This window comes from Thalassolituus sp. LLYu03, from assembly GCF_050507655.1.
Lineage (GTDB): Bacteria > Pseudomonadota > Gammaproteobacteria > Pseudomonadales > Oceanobacteraceae > Venatoribacter.
Genome location: NZ_CP191496.1, coordinates 899,245 through 917,467 on the forward strand (window position 1 = coordinate 899,245; position 18,223 = coordinate 917,467).

At 55.7% G+C, this 18,223-nt stretch carries 18 protein-coding genes and 2 tRNA genes; 18 read left to right on the plus strand and 2 right to left on the minus strand.

The features are described 5' to 3' along the window. The first annotated feature begins 110 nt into the window (after positions 1 to 110). Both ACQUQU_RS04235 and ACQUQU_RS04240 read left to right on the plus strand, forming a co-directional pair. Entirely contained in the window at positions 111 to 2,012 is a 1,902-nt protein-coding gene (locus ACQUQU_RS04235; RefSeq protein WP_430462005.1) for an ATP-binding cassette domain-containing protein, read from the plus strand. Continuing rightward, positions 2,009 to 2,482 (plus strand): hypothetical protein, encoded by a 474-nt coding sequence (locus ACQUQU_RS04240; RefSeq protein WP_430462006.1) that lies wholly within the window; start codon positions 2,009 to 2,011, stop codon positions 2,480 to 2,482. The genes ACQUQU_RS04235 and ACQUQU_RS04240 overlap by 4 nt, the downstream gene beginning before the upstream one ends. 91 nt (positions 2,483 to 2,573) lie before the next feature. Here the strand turns inward: ACQUQU_RS04240 and ACQUQU_RS04245 are convergent, their stop codons facing one another. Further along, a complete protein-coding gene (locus ACQUQU_RS04245) occupies positions 2,574 to 3,362 on the minus strand; it encodes a hypothetical protein (RefSeq protein ID WP_430462007.1) in 789 nt (262 codons plus the stop codon). A gap of 408 nt (positions 3,363 to 3,770) precedes the next feature. Between ACQUQU_RS04245 and fadB the strand changes: the two genes are divergently transcribed. The 15 genes from fadB (at position 3,771) to nadA (ending at position 16,261) form a co-directional block, all read left to right on the plus strand. Further along, on the plus strand, positions 3,771 to 5,918 hold the full coding sequence (gene fadB, locus ACQUQU_RS04250) for a fatty acid oxidation complex subunit alpha FadB (protein WP_430463012.1): 2,148 nt from the start codon (positions 3,771 to 3,773) through the stop codon (positions 5,916 to 5,918). 24 nt (positions 5,919 to 5,942) lie between these two features. Then, positions 5,943 to 7,118 (plus strand): acetyl-CoA C-acyltransferase FadA, encoded by a 1,176-nt coding sequence (gene fadA, locus ACQUQU_RS04255; RefSeq protein ID WP_430462008.1) that lies wholly within the window; start codon positions 5,943 to 5,945, stop codon positions 7,116 to 7,118. A 172-nt stretch (positions 7,119 to 7,290) separates the two neighbouring features. Beyond that, positions 7,291 to 7,959 (plus strand): substrate-binding periplasmic protein, encoded by a 669-nt coding sequence (locus tag ACQUQU_RS04260; RefSeq protein WP_430462009.1) that lies wholly within the window; start codon positions 7,291 to 7,293, stop codon positions 7,957 to 7,959. An 83-nt stretch (positions 7,960 to 8,042) separates the two neighbouring features. After that, a complete protein-coding gene (ruvA, locus tag ACQUQU_RS04265; protein ID WP_430462010.1) occupies positions 8,043 to 8,651 on the plus strand; it encodes a Holliday junction branch migration protein RuvA in 609 nt (202 codons plus the stop codon). Positions 8,652 to 8,662: 11 nt separating this feature from the next. Next, complete coding sequence (gene ruvB, locus ACQUQU_RS04270) at positions 8,663 to 9,688, plus strand: Holliday junction branch migration DNA helicase RuvB (protein WP_430462011.1); 1,026 nt, start codon at positions 8,663 to 8,665, stop codon at positions 9,686 to 9,688. A 1-nt stretch (position 9,689) separates the two neighbouring features. Then, positions 9,690 to 10,079, plus strand: a complete 390-nt coding sequence (gene ybgC / locus ACQUQU_RS04275) for a tol-pal system-associated acyl-CoA thioesterase (RefSeq protein WP_430462012.1) — start codon at positions 9,690 to 9,692, stop codon at positions 10,077 to 10,079. Between the two features lie 47 nt (positions 10,080 to 10,126). Then, a complete protein-coding gene (tolQ, locus tag ACQUQU_RS04280; RefSeq protein WP_430462013.1) occupies positions 10,127 to 10,846 on the plus strand; it encodes a protein TolQ in 720 nt (239 codons plus the stop codon). Between the two features lie 2 nt (positions 10,847 to 10,848). Beyond that, positions 10,849 to 11,298, plus strand: a complete 450-nt coding sequence (gene tolR, locus ACQUQU_RS04285; protein ID WP_430462014.1) for a protein TolR — start codon at positions 10,849 to 10,851, stop codon at positions 11,296 to 11,298. A 1-nt stretch (position 11,299) separates the two neighbouring features. Next, positions 11,300 to 12,109 carry a TonB family protein gene (locus tag ACQUQU_RS04290; protein WP_430462015.1) on the plus strand — a complete coding sequence of 270 codons (810 nt, stop codon included), beginning with the start codon at positions 11,300 to 11,302 and terminating at the stop codon, positions 12,107 to 12,109. Between the two features lie 41 nt (positions 12,110 to 12,150). After that, positions 12,151 to 13,383: a Tol-Pal system beta propeller repeat protein TolB gene (tolB, locus tag ACQUQU_RS04295; RefSeq protein ID WP_430462016.1), complete on the plus strand. Its 1,233-nt coding sequence runs from the start codon at positions 12,151 to 12,153 to the stop codon at positions 13,381 to 13,383. A 29-nt stretch (positions 13,384 to 13,412) separates the two neighbouring features. Next, a complete protein-coding gene (gene pal / locus ACQUQU_RS04300; protein WP_430462017.1) occupies positions 13,413 to 13,961 on the plus strand; it encodes a peptidoglycan-associated lipoprotein Pal in 549 nt (182 codons plus the stop codon). After that, entirely contained in the window at positions 13,961 to 14,731 is a 771-nt protein-coding gene (gene ybgF, locus ACQUQU_RS04305; protein WP_430462018.1) for a tol-pal system protein YbgF, read from the plus strand. The genes pal and ybgF overlap by 1 nt, the downstream gene beginning before the upstream one ends. A gap of 142 nt (positions 14,732 to 14,873) precedes the next feature. Beyond that, a tRNA-Lys gene (locus ACQUQU_RS04310) sits at positions 14,874 to 14,949 on the plus strand. A 73-nt stretch (positions 14,950 to 15,022) separates the two neighbouring features. Beyond that, positions 15,023 to 15,098, plus strand: a tRNA-Lys gene (locus tag ACQUQU_RS04315). A 128-nt stretch (positions 15,099 to 15,226) separates the two neighbouring features. Further along, positions 15,227 to 16,261, plus strand: a complete 1,035-nt coding sequence (gene nadA / locus ACQUQU_RS04320; RefSeq protein ID WP_430462019.1) for a quinolinate synthase NadA — start codon at positions 15,227 to 15,229, stop codon at positions 16,259 to 16,261. A 116-nt stretch (positions 16,262 to 16,377) separates the two neighbouring features. On the opposite strand, the gene ACQUQU_RS04325 is transcribed toward nadA, so the two are convergent. Beyond that, the gene (locus tag ACQUQU_RS04325; protein ID WP_430462020.1) at positions 16,378 to 17,832 is read right to left on the minus strand and encodes a M48 family metalloprotease; all 1,455 of its coding nucleotides are present in this window, start codon (positions 17,830 to 17,832) and stop codon (positions 16,378 to 16,380) included. A gap of 147 nt (positions 17,833 to 17,979) precedes the next feature. Here ACQUQU_RS04325 and ACQUQU_RS04330 point away from each other — a divergent pair, with 147 nt between their 5' ends. After that, on the plus strand, positions 17,980 to 18,222 hold the full coding sequence (locus ACQUQU_RS04330) for a sulfurtransferase TusA family protein (RefSeq protein ID WP_430462021.1): 243 nt from the start codon (positions 17,980 to 17,982) through the stop codon (positions 18,220 to 18,222). Position 18,223: the final 1 nt, after the last annotated feature.

Here is an 18,223-nt window from a genome sequence, read left to right on the forward strand (position 1 = left end):
TGCGCGGGCTCAATATAAGGGAAAGTGTCGCGGGGTGCATCTGATAAGCCGACGGATGGGGCAAAGCCCGCTATAATGGTCGCCTTTTTTCGTGGGTGACAGGCAGTAACATGGTACTGGTGAGTTTAAAGCAGGCAGAACTGGCGTTTGGCGACCACGTTCTGCTGGATAAAGTGGATCTGGAAATTCACTCGGGCGAGCGCCTGTGTGTGGTTGGCCGCAACGGCGAGGGCAAATCGACCCTGCTCAAGATCCTCAACCGCCAGATCATCCCCGACGACGGCCGCGTGGAATACCGCGACATGCTGCGCGTCAGTGCCCTGCAGCAGGAACTGCCACAAACCACGGATATGCCGGTTTACGACGTGGTGGCCGAAGGGCTGGGCGATCTGGGTCATTTAATTGCCCAGTACCACGATGAAACCGCCAAAGGTGCCGACGCCGATCTTAAGCGTCTGGAAGTGCTGCAGAACAAAATTGAAGCCGCCGATGGCTGGCGCTGGCAGCAAAAAGTAGACGCCATTATCCAGCGTCTGAACCTGCCGGCAGAAGCCAGCTTTGCCCAGCTGTCCGGTGGCTGGCAGCGCCGGGTGATGCTGGCGCGCGCCATGGTGGTGGAACCCGATCTGCTGATTCTGGACGAGCCGACCAACCATATGGACGTGCCGACCATTGAATGGCTGGAAGAAACCCTCAAGCAGTTTAACGGCGCGCTGGTGTTCATCAGCCACGACCGTGCGTTCGTGCAGAACCTGTCGACGCGCATCATCGAACTCGATCGCGGCAACATCTATAACTGGGAAGGCGACTACCTGAGCTTCATCGACTACCGCGAAAAGCGTCTGGCGGATGAAGCCACCCAGAACGCGCTGTTCGACAAGCGTCTGGCGGAAGAAGAAAAGTGGATCCGCAAAGGCATTGAAGCGCGCCGTACCCGTAACGAAGGGCGCGTGCTGCGTCTGAAAGAAATGCGCAAAGAACGTCGCGCCCGCCGCGACGTGCAGGGCACCGCCAAAATCAGCATGAATGCGGCAGAAAGCTCAGGTAAGCAGGTGTTCGAAGTGAACCACCTGACCTACGCCTGGAAAGACGTCACTCAGGTGAACGATTTCTCCACCATTATTATGCGCGGCGATCGCATCGGTCTGGTCGGCCCTAACGGCGTTGGCAAAAGTACCCTGTTAAAGCTGTTGCTGGGCACCCTGCAGCCGCAGGCCGGCAGCATCAAAACAGGCACTAAGCTCGAAGTGGCTTATTTCGATCAGGCGCGTCATCAGCTGGATGAAGAAAAATCCATCGCTGATAACGTTGCCGATGGCAAAGATCAGGTGGAAGTAAACGGTCAGAACCGTCACATCATTGGTTATCTGGGCGACTTCCTGTTCTCGGCTCAGCGTGCGCGCACGCCGGTGAAGGCCCTGTCTGGTGGCGAACGGAACCGCGTGCTGCTGGCCAAGCTGTTCCTCAAACCCTGCAACCTGCTGGTGATGGACGAACCGACCAACGATCTGGACGTAGAAACCCTGGAACTGCTGGAAGAACGTCTGCTCGATTACAACGCCACTTTATTACTGGTCAGCCACGACCGGGCCTTCCTCGATAACGTGGTGACCCAGCTGTGGGTGTTCGGCGAAAACGGTGTGATCGACGAGCAGGTGGGCGGCTACAGCGATTACGCCGAGCGTAAGAAGCTGGCTGAATCCCAGCAGAGTGCCGCGTTAAAACAGGAAGCGAAGCAGGAAAAAGAAGCGCAGAAAGCACAGGACGCCAAACCGGCGGCCAGCGGAAAGAAACTGTCTTATAAACTGCAGCGTGAACTGGATATGTTGCCGGATCAGATCGCCGAAGCCGAAGCCAAGCGCGATGCGCTGGCGGAAACCACGGCTAAGTCCGATTTTTACAGCCGCGATCAGGCCGAAGTGCAGAAAGTGCTGGCAGAGCTGGCGGCGGCTGAAGCGGCCCTTGAGGCACTGGAAGAACGCTGGCTGGAGCTTGAGGAGATGAGCTCATGATCACCTGGCTGATCGTTGGGGCGGTGGTGATGTCCCTGTTTGGTTCTATTTACTGGCTGAAACCCAGCGCCCGCGACACCCGTCTGGCCAAACTGCGTTTCGAGGCTATCCGTGCGGGTCTGCAGATCCGCCAGTTCACCTTTAAACCAGAGTCGGCCAAAAACGGCGTGCGCGATGAGGTGCCGGGCACAACCTACACCTTGCTGCGCGCCGGCAAACAGCAGGGCGGTGATCTGAAATTCCGCATCGTCGGCCAGAAAGGCTGGGACGCAGAAGGGTTGCCGGAAGGGTACAGCTGGCACGATCAGGGAACGGCGGCCGACGCTGAGCGCTTTAAACAGGCGCTGGCAGCGGTGAAAGATCACATTCTGCTGCTGGAGGTTTACGACAACCGCGTCACCCTGATGGCGGCAGAAGGCAAAGAAGCAACAGCGGATGCGTATAAAAGCTTTCTGAGCGGCTTTCTCTGATTGCATCTGATAAGCCTGTTCGGACCAGACGACAGGCATAAAAAAAGCACGCCGGTGACACCATCGGCGGGCTTTTTTTAGATTTCTGCGCTTACTGGAAGCGGGATTCCAGCTCTTCCAGATGCTCTATGATGCGGTCGTTGTAGCTGACCACTAGGAAAGGCACGGTATTCTCGTTATAGTTCTTGATGCGTTCTTCCATAAAACGCCATTTGCTCTTCACGCTGTTCATCAGCGCTTCGTTGTTGGCGGACTTCACCATGCCTTCCAGCACATCCAGCTCTTTCTGGAAGTCGTCGGCCATTTCGGTGAGGCTGCGGTCGTAGTTACCCATAAACACCTGACCCAGATTGGTGGTGCCGCGGGCGGCGTACTGCGACGTGATTTCTTCCATCAGCAGGGCGAGGTCTCGGGCTTTTTCCACCACAGGACTCGGGCGGATGCCGCTGTTGGATTGCAGGGCTTCGTACGCAGCCGACACCTTGTTCACCATTTCGGCGCTTTTGCGGCCCATTTCATCGACGAGGCGGACATTCGGGAAGCCTTGCTTCAGCATGTCGTTGCGGTTGGTGGTCATCAGCTCGCTGACCGTGTTCCAGTCGGCTTCGATGCTGGCCAGTTCGTCACCGACACCGCTTAGCGGTGCCAGCTGGCGGGCACTGGCCAGTGCGGTACGGAATTTATCCATGCTCTCTTCGATGCGGCGCTCGTATTTGCTGTCGGCGTCGAGTCCGGAGAACATGTAGAAGTTGGTGACGGCGTTGGTGGCCGACAGGCGCATGTGCTGGAGGTCAGTCAGAAGTTGCTGCGGAGTGGCCATGGCGGCCTGAGCAATCAGCAGCAGAGCTGCCAAGCGGAGCGATTGGATAACTGCACGCATCTTATATTCTTCTTTTTGTTTTTGTAGTTATCAGTCATTGAAGCATGACTGTATTTCCCGAGCGAGTGTATGAGATTGGCCCGTTTATCCCTATAGGACATTACAAATTGTAACAAAAAAGGCCATAAGGGCCTCCGGCAGGACGCCGCCGGGTGGCGTATGATTGGCTTTACCTTCCGTCCAGCCCGCGTGGCTGCTGGGCTTTCTGCCTGATGCCGACCGTGCCGGCAGTGCCATTTCCCTCCACTCTATTGACTTTCAACGCGCTTTCACCGAATGTGTGCAGCTCAGATTCAAACGCTCGTATGAATTGTGTGATTTTTAAACAATCGACGGGCGTTGTTTCACCAACCAGCAGACTGTAACGGTCTGCGGGCCAACAGCTAACCACCATGTGGAGATCAGTTGATGATTTACGAAGGTAAAGCCATCACGGTAAACATGATCGAAGACGGCATCGCCGAACTGAAATTCGATCTGCAAGGCGACTCTGTTAACAAGTTTAACCGCGTTACCCTGGAAGACCTGAAGGCAGCAGTTGAAGCTATCAAAGGCAACAGCAACGTTAAAGGCGTACTGGTTACATCGGGTAAAGACGTCTTCATCGTAGGCGCGGACATCACCGAATTCGGTGAAGCTTTCAAAAAGTCTGAAGAAGAAATTGCAGCCTGGTGTCTGGAAGCGAACCAGATCTTCAACGCGATTGAAGACCTGCCAGTTCCTACCCTGACTGCGATCAACGGTATCGCTCTGGGCGGCGGCTTCGAAATGTGTCTGTCTACCGACATCCGTGTGATGTCTGAAGGCGCGAAAGTCGGTCTGCCAGAAGTGAAACTGGGCCTGATGCCAGGCTTCGGTGGTACTGTGCGTCTGCCACGTGTTATCGGTGCTGACAATGCGATCGAATGGATCTGCATGGGCGCTGAAAACCGCGCTGACAAAGCCCTGAAAGACGGCGCTGTTGATGCAGTGGTTGCTGCTGACAAACTGAAAGATTCCGCTCTTGCCATGCTGAAATCTGCTATCGCAGGTGAAATCAACTGGCAAGCCCGTCGCGAAGAGAAAACTTCCAAGCTGAAGCTCAACGCGATGGAACAGATGATGGTTTTCGAAACTGCTAAAGGTTTCGTTGCTGGTCAGACCAAAGGTCAGTACCCAGCGCCGATCGAAGCGATCAAAACCATGCAGAAAGCCGCTAACGGCGGTCGTGACAAGGCGCTGGACGCTGAGTCAAAAGGTTTCGCCAAACTGGCTAAAACCACTGAATCTCAGGCACTGATCGGTCTGTTCATGAACGACCAGCTGCTGAAGAAAAAAGCAAAAGGCTACGACAAGACTGCCAAAGACACCAAGAAAGCGGCCGTACTGGGCGCTGGTATCATGGGTGGCGGTATTGCATTCCAGTCTGCGCTGAAAGGCACCCCGATCATGATGAAAGATATCGCTGAAGCCGGTATCGAACTGGGTCTGTCTGAAGCCAACAAACTGCTGGCCAAGCGCGTTGAGAAGAAGAAGATGAAGCCGCTGGAGATGGGTGAAACCCTGAACCGCATTCGTCCTACTCTGTCTTACGCGGAATTCGGCGACGTTGACACTGTTGTGGAAGCCGTTGTTGAAAACCCGAAAGTTAAGAAAATGGTTCTGGCTGAACTGGAAGACAAAGTTCGCGAAGACACCATCATCACTTCCAACACGTCTACTATCAGCATCGACCTGCTGGCAGCTGACCTGAAGCGTCCGGAAAACTTCCTGGGTATGCACTTCTTCAACCCAGTGCACATGATGCCGCTGGTTGAAGTTATCCGTGGTGCCAAGACTTCTCCTGAAGCTGTGGCCACTGTGGTTGCTTACGCCAAGAAAATGGGCAAAACCCCAATCGTTGTTAACGATTGCCCGGGCTTCCTGGTTAACCGTGTACTGTTCCCTTACTTCGCTGGCTTCGCTGGTCTGGTGCGTGATGGCGCCGACTTCCAGGCTGTGGACAAAGTAATGGAGAAATTCGGTTTCCCAATGGGTCCTGCTTACCTGCTGGACGTAGTGGGTATCGACACCGGCGTTCACGCTAACGAAGTAATGGCGGAAGGCTTCCCGGATCGTATGAAGGCTGACTTCAAAACGTCCATGGAAGTGATGTACGAGAACAAGCGTTACGGTCAGAAGAACGGCGTTGGTTTCTACAAGTACGAAACCGACAAGAAAGGCAAGCCGAAGAAAGTGGCTGACCAGGCCGCTTACGACCTGATCGCTCCGGTTGTTGCTGAGCGTAAAGAGTTCACCGCTGAAGAGATCATCGCACGCTGCATGATCCCGATGTGCATCGAAGTCGCCCGCTGCATCGAAGAAGGCATCGTTGAGACGCCGAACGAAGCGGATATGGGTCTGATCTTCGGTATTGGTTTCCCTCCGTTCCGTGGCGGCGCATGTCGTTACATGGACACCGTAGGTATGGCTGAGTTTGTTGCTCTGTGTGACAAGTTCGCTGACCTGGGCAACCTGTACAAACCAACCGCTCGTATGCGCGAAATGGCAGCGAACGGCGAAAGCTACTTCGGTTAATCGGCGCACTAGGAGATTTAAACCATGTCTTACAATGCAAAAGACGTTGTTGTTGTTGATGCAGTGCGCTCACCTATGGGTCGTTCCAAAGGTGGCGTATTCCGCAACGTACGTGCGGAAACCATTTCTGCAAACCTGATCAACGCTCTGTTCGAGCGTAACCCGGGCGTTAACCCGGCTCTGGTTGAAGACATCATCTGGGGCTGTGTAAACCAGACTCTGGAACAGGGCTTCAACGTTGCCCGTCAGATCGGTCTGATGACCGTTGTGCCTAAAGAAGCTGGCGCTCTGACTGTTAACCGTCTGTGTGGTTCTGCTATGTCTGCTATCCACACTGCTGCACAAGCGATCCAGACCGGTAACGGTGATGTGTTCGTTGTTGGTGGTGTTGAGCACATGGGTCACGTGAACATGCAGCACGGTTTCGACCACAACCCAAGCTCTTCCAAGTTCTCTGCAAAAGCATCCAACATGATGGGTCTGACTGCAGAAATGCTGGGCAAGATGCACGGTATTACCCGTCAGCAGATGGACGAGTTCGCTGCGCGTTCTCACCGTCTGGCTCACAAAGCCACTGTTGAAGGCAAGTTCAAGAACGAAATCGTTCCTATGTACGGCCACGATGCAGACGGTAAAGAAGTTCTGGTAACCGAAGACGAAACCATTCGTCCGGAAACCACAGCAGAAAGCCTGGGCGCTCTGCGTCCTGCGTTCGATCCTAAGAACGGTACCGTAACTGCCGGTACTTCTTCTCAGATCACCGATGGCGCCTCTGCCATGCTGCTGATGAGCTACGAAAAAGCGATGGAACTGGGTCTGAAGCCACGTGCACGTATCGTTGCTATGGCCGTTGCCGGTGTAGACGCTGCGATCATGGGTTACGGTCCTGTTCCTGCAACCAAGAAAGCACTGAAGCGTGCTGGCCTGGAAGTAACAGACATTGACTACTGGGAACTGAACGAAGCGTTTGCTGCTCAGTCTCTGCCATGTGTTAAAGATCTGAAGCTGACTGCTATCGCTGAAGACCGTATCAACATCCACGGTGGTGCGATCGCTCTGGGTCACCCACTGGGCTGTTCCGGTGCACGTATCTCCACCACTCTGATCAACGTTCTGGAACAGAACGGTGGTAAGTACGGTGTGAGCACCATGTGTATCGGTCTGGGTCAGGGCATCGCGACCGTTTGGGAGCGCATGTAATCTGATCTCAGATTGACTGCTGAAAAACCCGGCCATGTGCCGGGTTTTTTATTGCCCGTAGGCGGCGCGGCCAAGGTGTTCTAGGATGACACTCTTCTCTGGCTGTCGGCGGTGGGCGACTGACTTCATGTGCAAACCTGTGTCTGCAGTTGCAGGATTCCTCCTTCTTCTTTTGCTCCCGTTTCCTTCTTACGCCGCCGACCTCTACCGGGTCGCGGTGCTGGATGTTCAGCTCGACAATATTGGCTCGTCCGGGCAGGCCCTGAAGGGCAGTCTGGGAGCCCAGTATCAGTGTGTGCTGAACCACAGTGGCCTGGCGCTGGCCGATTTGCAGGTGTATCCGGTGGCGCGTCTGGTCAGTGAACTGGGAGCCGGTACGCTGGATATTGGCCTCGGACTGGCGCCGGTTGCGGAACGGGATCGGGTGGGTATTTACGCCGGCACGCTGATGAATCTGCCCTATGTGCTGCTGGTGCCGGTGGCGGATGCTCACCGTTTTCAGAATCCGGGCGACGAACCTTCTCTGCAAGGGCTGAATATTGCGGCACTCAGGGCGTCGGTGTTTGCGGCGTTGGCCAGTGAGCAACAGGGCTGGGTATCACCGGTCGCCAGTCACCCGCAGGCGATTGCCATGGCCGAAGCCGGCCGGGTGGATGCCGCGCTGGTACCGGCGGTGATGGCCGATGCTCTGTCGGCGGCGCAGCGTGCGCGTCTGGCAGTTGTGTCCTGGGGGATTTTTCAGTCCGGCATGTATGTGTCGCGCCAGCGTCCGGATGCGGAGCAGGTGGTGGAAGCGCTCCGCCAGGGTATTACGTATTGTCCGCCAAACCCGTTGCCTTAGCCGCGCTTTGGCCGTCGTTGCATTGTGACCCGCGGGGCATGCTGGTAGGCTAACCGGCTTTCAATCTCAGGCATTTCCCCATCATGATCGGACGGTTAAAAGGCATCATTCTGGAGAAGCAGGCACCGGATCTGCTGATCGATGTGAATGGCGTCGGTTACGAATTACAGGCCCCCATTTCCACGCTGGCGGTGCTTGGCCGCACAGGCTCTGAGGCGGTTCTGTATACCCATCTCGCCATCCGTGAAGACGCGCATCAGTTGTATGGATTTTCCGATAAAGCTCAGCGCACCCTGTTCCGCACCCTGATCAAAGTCAGTGGTGTTGGCCCTAAGCTGGCACTGGCCATTTTGTCCGGTATGGACGCCAATGCCTTTGCGCTGTGCGTGCATAACGAAGACGTAACCGCCCTGACCAAATTACCCGGCGTTGGTAAAAAGACCGCCGAGCGTCTGATTGTGGAAATGCGCGACCGTCTGACCGAATGGCAGGCGCCGGCTCCTTTGTGGGCCGCAGTGGATCAGGCCGAAAAAGCCTCACTCGACGCAGTGCTGCGTGAAGCAGAAGCAGCGCTGATTGCACTCGGTTATAAGCCGCAGGATGCCGCCAAAATGCTGAATAAAGTCAGCAGTCAGGCGGATACGCCGGAAGAGCTGATTCGTCTGGCACTGAAGAATACTCTGGGGCAATAGGGCGCTGATTTATGATTGAAACCGATCGTTTTGTCAGTGCAGAACCATCCCGTGGCGAAGAGCAGCTCGACCGTGCCATTCGCCCGAAATCACTGGCGGAATACATAGGTCAGCCGCATGTGCGTGAGCAGATGGAAATTTTCATTGGTGCTGCAAAGGCCCGCGGTGAAGCCCTCGATCACACGCTGGTGTTCGGTCCGCCGGGATTGGGTAAAACCACGCTGGCCAACATTATTGCCGAAGAAATGGGCGTCAAAATCAAATCGACCTCAGGCCCTGTGCTGGAGCGTGCCGGTGATCTGGCGGCGCTGCTCACTAACCTCGAAGAGGGTGATGTTCTTTTTATTGACGAAATTCACCGTCTGAATCCGGCGGTGGAAGAAGTCCTGTATCCGGCGATGGAAGATTATCAGCTGGATATTATGGTCGGCGAAGGCCCGGCCGCGCGTTCCATTAAAATTGATTTACCGCCGTTTACTCTGGTCGGTGCTACGACCCGCGCCGGCCTGCTGACCTCACCGCTGCGTGACCGTTTCGGTATTGTGCAACGCCTGGAGTTTTACAACATCGCCGACCTGTCGCACATTGTGGCCCGTTCGGGGCGACTGATGCAGCTTGAAGTGGATGATAAAGGCGCCAGCGAAATTGCCCGTCGTGCGCGGGGAACGCCGCGTATCGCCAACCGCCTGCTGCGCCGCGTGCGCGATTACGCGCAGGTAAAAGGCGACGGCACGGTCAGTCAGAGCTGTGCCGATGCCGCGCTGAATATGCTTAATGTAGATGCGCAGGGCTTTGATCATATGGACCGCCGTCTGCTGCTGACCTTGCTGGAAAAATACGACGGTGGCCCGGTGGGCGTCGACAGTCTGGCCGCCTCGATTGGTGAAGAGCGCGACACCATTGAAGATGTGCTGGAACCTTACCTGATGCAGCAGGGCTACATTACCCGTACACCGCGTGGGCGTATGGCGACCAAACTGGCGTATCTGCATTTCGGACTGGATCTGCCATCGCGTTTTAATCAGGACGAGGCATAGTATGCCCTTCGACTGGCCGGTACGGGTTTACATCGAAGATACCGACGCCGGTGGCATTGTTTACTACGCCAATTACTTCCGTTTTCTGGAACGCGCGCGTACCGAATGGTTGCGCACGCTGAATTGTTCGCAGGAAGCGTTGCGTCAGCAGGATGTGTTATTTGTTGTGCGCGAAGTTCAGGCAAAATATCGGGTGCCTGCGCGGTTGGATGATGAACTCAGGGTCTCTGTTGCGGTCAAAAGCAGCCGAAAAGTCAGTCTGGAGCTGGAGCAAAGTGTCTGGCGCCAGGAGGAATGTCTGCTGACTGCCACCATTCAGATTGCCTGTATGAATCATGCCGGACGCCCGCAGGCAATACCCGTCGAACTCTTACATGCGATGACCGCCTGACGCGGTTGTTGCTTCTCAAACTCTGAAGGAAATTCACAGGAGCCATTGTGAACGAGTCTGTTTCCATAGTTTCGCTGATAGCCAACGCCAGTTTTGTGGTGCAGCTGGTGATGTTGTTATTGCTGGCGGCATCGGTCATGAGCTGGGTGGTGATTGTGCAGCGCACCCGCCTGCTGTCGGCCAGTCGTGCCCAGATGCTGGAGTTTGAAGAACGTTTCTGGTCGGGCGTTGATTTGAACGACCTGTACCGTGAGTGCCAGCACAGCCCGGTACCCAGCGCGGTTGAAAACGTGTTTATGGCCGGTCTGAAAGAATTCGGAAAAATGCGCCAGCAAAACACGTCAGACCCAGACGCTGTGATGGCCGGTGTGCAGCGTGCCATGCGCGTGGCCATTACCCGTGAATCGGAAGCGCTGGATACCCATCTGCCATTTCTGGCAACCGTTGGTTCGACCAGTCCGTACATCGGTCTGTTTGGCACCGTGTGGGGCATCATGCACTCCTTCCAGGGACTGGCCAGCGTGAAGCAGGCAACGATTGCCACGGTCGCCCCGGGTATTTCTGAAGCGCTGGTGGCAACTGCAATGGGTCTTCTGGCTGCCATTCCTGCGGTTATTTTTTACAACCGGTTTGCCAGCCGCGTCGATCAGCTGATTACCGGTATGCATACGTTTGCCGATGAATTCTCGTCGCTGCTGTACCGTCAGGCGCACAAAATTCAGCAGGCTGCCAAAGCCGAAGCGGCCCGTAAGAACGCGGAGAACTGAGTATGGAGCCTATGCCGGCACCGGGCGCCAAGCGCCGCCCGATGGCTGAAATTAACGTTGTTCCTTACATCGACGTCATGCTGGTGCTGCTCATTATTTTCATGGTGACGGCCCCTATGCTGGTGCAGAGCGTGCCGGTCAATCTGCCGGATGTGGATGCCACGCCGACGGAAATTGAACCGGATGACAGCACCATTATCATTTCGGTGAACGAGCGCGGTGTGTATTTCATCGAACGCGATGAAGGTCGGCCAACGGCCATGACACTGAAAGAAATCACCGAATATTCAGCCAAAATCCGCTCGGCCGTGCCGGAAACCCGGGTCATGATCCGCGGTGACGAGAGTGTGGCCTACGGCAAAGTAGTTGCCCTGATGGGCGCGTTGCAGGCAACCGGTATTAACGATGTCGGCTTAATTACCGAAGCTCCGGATCCGGAGGCTGGCCGCTGATATGAATTGGCTGGATCCCCGCCGGTACTCGCTGCCGGCTCTGGTGTCGGTGGCGTTGCACATTCTGGTGGCGGTCATTTTTATTGTGCAGTGGCCAACCGAGCACCGCATGCCAGAGCCTGTGCCACAGCATGTGGTGGCCAATGTCGTGCAGGTCGAAAGTGCGGCGGAAAAGCAACGCAAAATAAAAGAAGAAAAAGACCGCAAGCGCAAAGAGCAACAGCTGAAGCGCGATCAGGAAAAGAAAAAACAGCAGGAAAAAGACCGGCTGGAAAAAGAAAAGCAGAAAAAACTGGCTGAGCAGAAAAAGCGCGAAGCCGACAAGGCGCTGAAAGAAAAGCAGATTGCCGACAAAAAAGCGCAGGAGCTGGCCGCCAAAGATAAGGCCGCCAAAGACAAAGCGGCGAAAGAGCGTGATGCGCTTGAGCAGTCGCTGCTGGAACAGCTGGCGCGCGAGCAGGCGGCTGCCGATGAAGTCGCGCAACAGGAAGCCAAAAAACAGGCCGAACTGGCGGCATCTATGCAGGCCAACGCCGTTGAAGCGATACGTGCCAAGGTAGAGTCGGTCTGGCGTTATCCGCCAGCGGTGAAACCCAATATGGAGACCGAAGTTCACATTACGCTGGTACCGACCGGTGAAGTGATTAATGTGAAAATTCTGAAAGGCAGTGGTAATGCCGCACTGGATCGCTCGGTTGAGCAGGCGATTTATAAGGCGTCACCTTTACCGGTACCCAAAGACCCGAGAGTCTTTGAAAAATCATTCCGTAACCTAGTCATGAAGTTCAGACCGGAGAATGCTACGTGGTAAAGCGCAGTTGGATATTGTTGTGCTGGTTTCTGGCCAGTCTGGTGCAGGCCGAGCTGGTCATTGAAGTCACTCAGGGCAAGCAAAGCGCAATCCCGGTGGCGGTGGTGCCGTTTGAGTGGAATGGCAGCCAGCCATTGCCGGAAGATGTGAGCGGCATCATCACCAAAGATCTGTCATCCAGTGGTTATTTCCGCACCTTGCCGGCCAAGAGCATGATCAGTCAGCCGCACACGCTGGACGGCATTATTTACGCTGACTGGGGTCGTCTGAAGCAGGATTTCGTGGTGATCGGTTCTGTGGAGTTGCAGCCTGATGGTTATGCTGTGCAGTTTCATGTGGTGGATGTGCATCGGCAACTCGAAATTCTTCGTCATCGTGTAAAGGGCAGTGCGGGCCAATTACGCGATCTCGCGCATTATATCAGTGACTATATTTTCCAGCGGCTCACCGGTGTGCCGGGAGTGTTCTCGACCAAGCTGATTTATGTCACCACCAATCGTGAACGTACCCGATTTAATCTGAATTATGCCGACGCCGATGGCGCCCGTGAGCAGCTGATTTACAGCTCCAAACATCCGCTGATTTCACCGGCCTGGTCGCCGGATGCGCGCAAAGTGGCGTATGTTTCGTTCGAGAATGGCCAGAGTGAAATCTTTTTTCAGGAACTGGCCAGCGGTAAACGCGAACGGGTCGTTGCCTTTGACGGGTCGAACAGTGCTCCGGCGTTTTCACCCGATGGAACTAAATTAGCCTATGTGCACTCAAAGCTGGGCAATCCGGACGTTTACGTTATGGATCTCGCTTCACGTCGTACCGAGCGTATGACAGATCACTACGCGATTGATACCGAGCCTCAGTGGTCAGCCGATGGCCGTTATATTTACTTCACTTCAAGCCGCGCTGGTGGCCCGCAAGTATATAAACTGGACACTCGCAACAAAGCCGTGACACGGGTGACCTTTGAGGGTGATTATAATGCCCGGGCACGGATTACTGCAGATGGCCGCAAGCTGGTGTATGTGCACCGCTCGGGTGATCGCTTCCACATTGCGTCGCAGGATCTGGAAAGTGGACTGGTACACATTCTGACGAGTGAAACAGAATTGGACGAGTCGCCCAGTGTTGCGCCTAATGGAAGTATGGTAATTTATGCTGCGCGTGAAGCAGACCGTAGTATCCTAGCGGCGGTGTCGGTCGATGGGGATGTGAAATTCCGCTTGCCATCCAAATACGGTGATGTCAGGGAGCCGGCCTGGTCGCCAATTTTGAAATAATTCAACTCACTTCGGACTGGAAGACTGTTATGCAAACTACTGCACTGTACAAAACTTTAGGGCTGGCTTTTGGCGCCATGTTGATGACCGCTTGTGCGAGCAAAGGCGACATCGATTCAGGTGCAGGCGCATCTTCGGAACCAACTGCTACCGAACAGCAGGCTGATGGCAACGGCGTTAACGCAGCCGGCGTAAACGGTGAATCTCTGCAGGCTCAGGCTGCTGAAGCTCAGGCTGCTCTGCTGGAACAAACCGTGTTCTACTTCGACTTCGACCAGAGCTCCATCAAGAGCGACAGCAAAACCGCTCTGATGGCACACGCTGCCTACCTGGCTGGCAACTCTGCTGCCCGCGTTGTTCTGGAAGGTCACGCTGATGAGCGCGGCACTGTTGAATACAACCTGGCTCTGGGCGAGCGTCGTGCGATGGCCGTACGTCGTTTCCTGATGGCTAACGGCGCTTCTGCTGATCAGCTGAAAGTGGTTAGCTTCGGTGAAGAGCGTCCAGCTGTTATGGGCTCTAACGAAGCCGCTTACGCGAAAAACCGTCGCGTTGAAGTGAAATACCAGAGCCGTTAATGAAGGCTGTCGTCCTGATTGCACTGGCGTCGTTATCTGTCAGTGCCCTCGCGGACGACCAGTGGGTTTCGGTAGGAGCTGCCCGTGCGGTAGCTCCTGCAACCCCTGGCACGTCAGTTGACTCCTCCTCCCGGGTTCAGGTGGTTCGCACAACGTCCACTGAAGCCGCAGAATCCAACGGCCTTGTCGCCGAACTCTACCAGCAGATGGAACAGATGCAGCAGGAACTGGCTGCGTTGCGTGATCGTGTTGAAGAACAGGACCACCAGATCCGTCGTATGAAGCAGGATCAGCAGGAACGCTACCTGGATCTTGATCGTCGTTTCTCCGCCTTGATGTCTTCTCCTGCCAGTCAGACGCCGGTTGCCGGCGGTGCTGTACCAGAAGCGTCGGTTGCTCCTGCGGATGCCTATAAGCAGGCGCAGAAGCTGATGTACGAGAAGAAGTACGCAGAAGCCAACACCGCTTATGTCGCCTTTGTGCGTCAGTACCCGGATGACCCGCTGGCAGTAAATGCCATTTACTGGAGTGGCGAGATTTATCTGCTGCAGGGCGATCTGGACAAAGCACTGGAAAGCTTCCGTTCTGTGGTCACCAAATACCCGGAACACCAGAAGGTGCCGGATGCCATGTACAAGATGGGCTACACGCTGGATAAGCAGGGTAAAACCGCCGATGCCAAAACGTGGATGAAAAAGGTCGTCGATAAGTACACAGGCAAGGCTGACACTGTGGTTCGTCTGGCGAAGAACTATCTGGACAGCCATTGATAGAAGGGCCGGAATCCCGCGGGAGTCCGGTCTTACCTGTCTTTCAGCGCCATGCTGAGAGGCTAAGTCCCTGAAAATGAAACTTTTTTTAAATAAAGGGTTGCGCAGGGAAAAAATTCCAGTATTATACGCGCCACTTCCGGGGTCGTTAGCTCAGTCGGTAGAGCAGTTGGCTTTTAACCAATTGGTCGCAGGTTCGAATCCTGCACGACCCACCACTTTCGAAGGAAGTACGTAAGTTACTGAAAAGCTTGACAATTTAAAATTAGCTGGTAACATACATCGCACATTGGGTCGTTAGCTCAGTCGGTAGAGCAGTTGGCTTTTAACCAATTGGTCGCAGGTTCGAATCCTGCACGACCCACCAGATTCCGAAAGGGAGGAAGCGCAAGCTTCCTCCCTTTTTTATTACCGGTTCTGTCGGGATTGCAGCCGCTTTGGCACTGAGTGTCTGTGATATGATGCGCCCGACGAGTGTTTGCGTCTGAGACTGCTATGAACGAATCTGTAAATAACGCTCAACAACTGATCCGCGACTTCTGGGCCAATCCTCAGGCTCCTTTGACGGCTGAGCAATCCGCTGAGCTGAAAGCCGACATCCGTGACCTTCTGGTGAAGGAAGACGCGGTACTGGTCGCCCACTACTACACCGACCCGGAAATTCAGGCACTGGCTGAAGAAACCGGCGGCTGTGTGGCGGACTCTCTGGAAATGGCCCGCTTCGGTCATGCGCACAAAGCCTCCACGCTGATCGTGGCTGGCGTCCGTTTTATGGGCGAAACCGCCAAAATCCTCAGTCCTGAAAAACGCATTCTGATGCCGACGCTGGAAGCAACCTGCTCGCTCGACATCGGCTGTCCTGTGGACGAGTTCTCTGCGTTCTGTGATCAGCATCCGGACCGCACTGTGGTGGTGTACGCCAATACCTCGGCGGCTGTGAAAGCCCGTGCCGACTGGGTGGTGACGTCCAGTATTGCTCTGGATGTAGTGAATCATCTGAAAGCGCAGGGCGAGAAGCTCATCTGGGCTCCGGATAAGCACCTTGGCGGCTACATCGAGCGCGAAACCGGTGCCGACATGATTCTGTGGGACAGCGCCTGTATCGTGCATGACGAATTCAAAGCGAAAGCGCTGGAAGACCTGAAAAAGGTTCACCCGGCCGCCGCTGTACTGGTGCATCCGGAATCCCCAGAGTCTGTGGTTAAGATGGCGGACGCGGTTGGCTCAACCAGCCAGCTGATTGCGGCGGCCAGGTCCCTGCCGAATCCGGTATTGATCGTGGCGACGGATAAGGCCATTTTCTACAAGATGCAGCAGGCGGCGCCTGACAAGCTGCTGATTGAAGCGCCGACCGCCGGTAACGGGGCAACCTGCCGCAGTTGCGCGCATTGTCCGTGGATGGCGATGAATGGTCTGCAGAATATCCGTGACGTGCTGAAAAACGGCACGCAGGAGATTCTGATTGAGGAAGGTCTGCGTCAGCGCGCGGTGATCAGCCTCGAGCGCATGCTGAACTTCCGCAAGGCCTGATCTGGCCTGTCGCTTTGGCGAGTTATGCAGGCGGCTTGGTCATCGCCGCACACGGCATCATCGGAGCGGCACATGGCGTCATTGGAGCATCGTAGTCGCGGTGCTCCGTATTCAGTTCAGCGGAGTTGCGGCGCATTGGCCGCCATGACTTCGAGACGCTGACGAAGGGCGGCTTCCTGCTGGAAGTCGCCTTTTTTCTTGGCCTGCTGAATGGCCAGATCCATCTGTCGCAGGGCCTGTGGCTGCTGTCCCATGTAATACAGATATTCACCGTTGGCCCGGTACGCCAGCAGCGGCTGTTCGGCCGCGGCCGCCGCTTCGCTGAGCTGGTGCCAGACCGACGGGCTGGTGTTGCGCAGTTCCGACAAGGTTTTCAGGATGCGTGTGGCCTCGGCCGCTTTGCCGCTGTTTTTCAGAATCTCCGCTTTGGTGGTCAGCAGTTCCAGATCCTGGGGCGCATAGGGCAGGGCAGCATCAATTGTGCTGATGGCACCGCTGGTATCGCTCAGGCTGGCTTGCAGTCGGGCTTTCAGACTGCTGACCGTGGAGTGCTGATTCCAGGGGCTGGCAATGGCGTTAATCTGCTCTAGGCCTTTCTGCCCGTCGGCCGCTTCAAGTGCCATGCTGGCGAGGCTGTATTGAGCCGCCGCGTATTCGGCGGTGTTGCGCGCATAGCGTTGCAGCTGCTGCTCAAAATAGGTGGCCTGCTTGTCTTTACTGAGTTGGTAGCGGCGGCGGGCATCGTTCTGCAACACCAGAAACTCGAAGCTCACCAGACGCGGCTTGGCCGGATAGCCCTGCGCCCGGTCGGCGGCATCGGCGATGCGGCTTTCGGTCAGCGGGTGCGTCAGCAGAAATTCCGGCGGGTTGCCGCCAAAACGGTTGGCGTACAGCATCTGTTCGAACATAGACGGCATGGCTTTCGGGTCGAGACCGGCAGCAACCAGTGTCTGCATGCCTAAGCGGTCGGCTTCCCGTTCCCATTCACGGCTGTAAGCCAGTTGGTTCTGTACGCTGGCGGCCTGGCTGGTAACGAGGCCGGCAAAACCAGCGTCGGGGTTGTTGGTGGCAATCAGCAGAATGGAGGCCAGCAGGGTAGCAATGGCAATCGGGTCCTGCTTTTCGGCGGCCTCAATCTGGCGCGCGTAGTGACGCTGGCTCAGGTGGGCTAGCTCGTGGGCCAGCACGGCAGAAATTTCGTCTTCGTCACGGGCATACAGCAGCAGGCCATAGTTCACGCCGATAATCCCACCGGGTACGGCGAACGCATTCAGCTCGGCGCGGTCAATGACCACAAATTCGAGTTCAGAATGCGGCACATCGCTGTGGGGAATCAGGCGGAACACCAGATTCTCCAGAAAGGTGGTCATCAGCGGGTCATCGAGCAGATGCGCCTGCGCGCGCAGTTGGCGGATCCAGATGCGGCCCAGATCGTGTTCCTGTTTCAGGGAAACGTAAGAGGAAGCACTGTTGCCCAGATCCGGCAGGGAAGATCCGTTCAGGGTATCCGCAAACGCGGGCAGAGCGACGGCCAATGGTGCAGCCAGCAAAAGAGGGCGGAGAAATTTCAACGGCACATTCCTGAGTTAACGCCTCTTAGACCAGAGTGGGGGGCCGGGTTCCACCGGCGGTGCTGCTTTACACTGTGTTTTCGGGCAGATTACGCCTGACAGCACGTCCTTTATAATAGTCGGGCAGTTTGGCAAAAGGCAGGCATTGTGTCTAATTCACTTCCCCATGATCAGTTTCTCGATGCATCCGGACTCGAATGTCCTATGCCTCTGTTAAAAACCAAGATGGCGCTGAAAGCGCTGGCGCCGGCACAGGTTCTGTATGTGCTGGCCACGGATGCCGGTTCCTGGCGTGATATCCGTAAATACGTCGACTTGAGCAGCCATGAACTGTTGGATGCCAAAGTGGTCGATGATGCTTATCAATTCTGGATCAGAAAGGGAGTCTGAC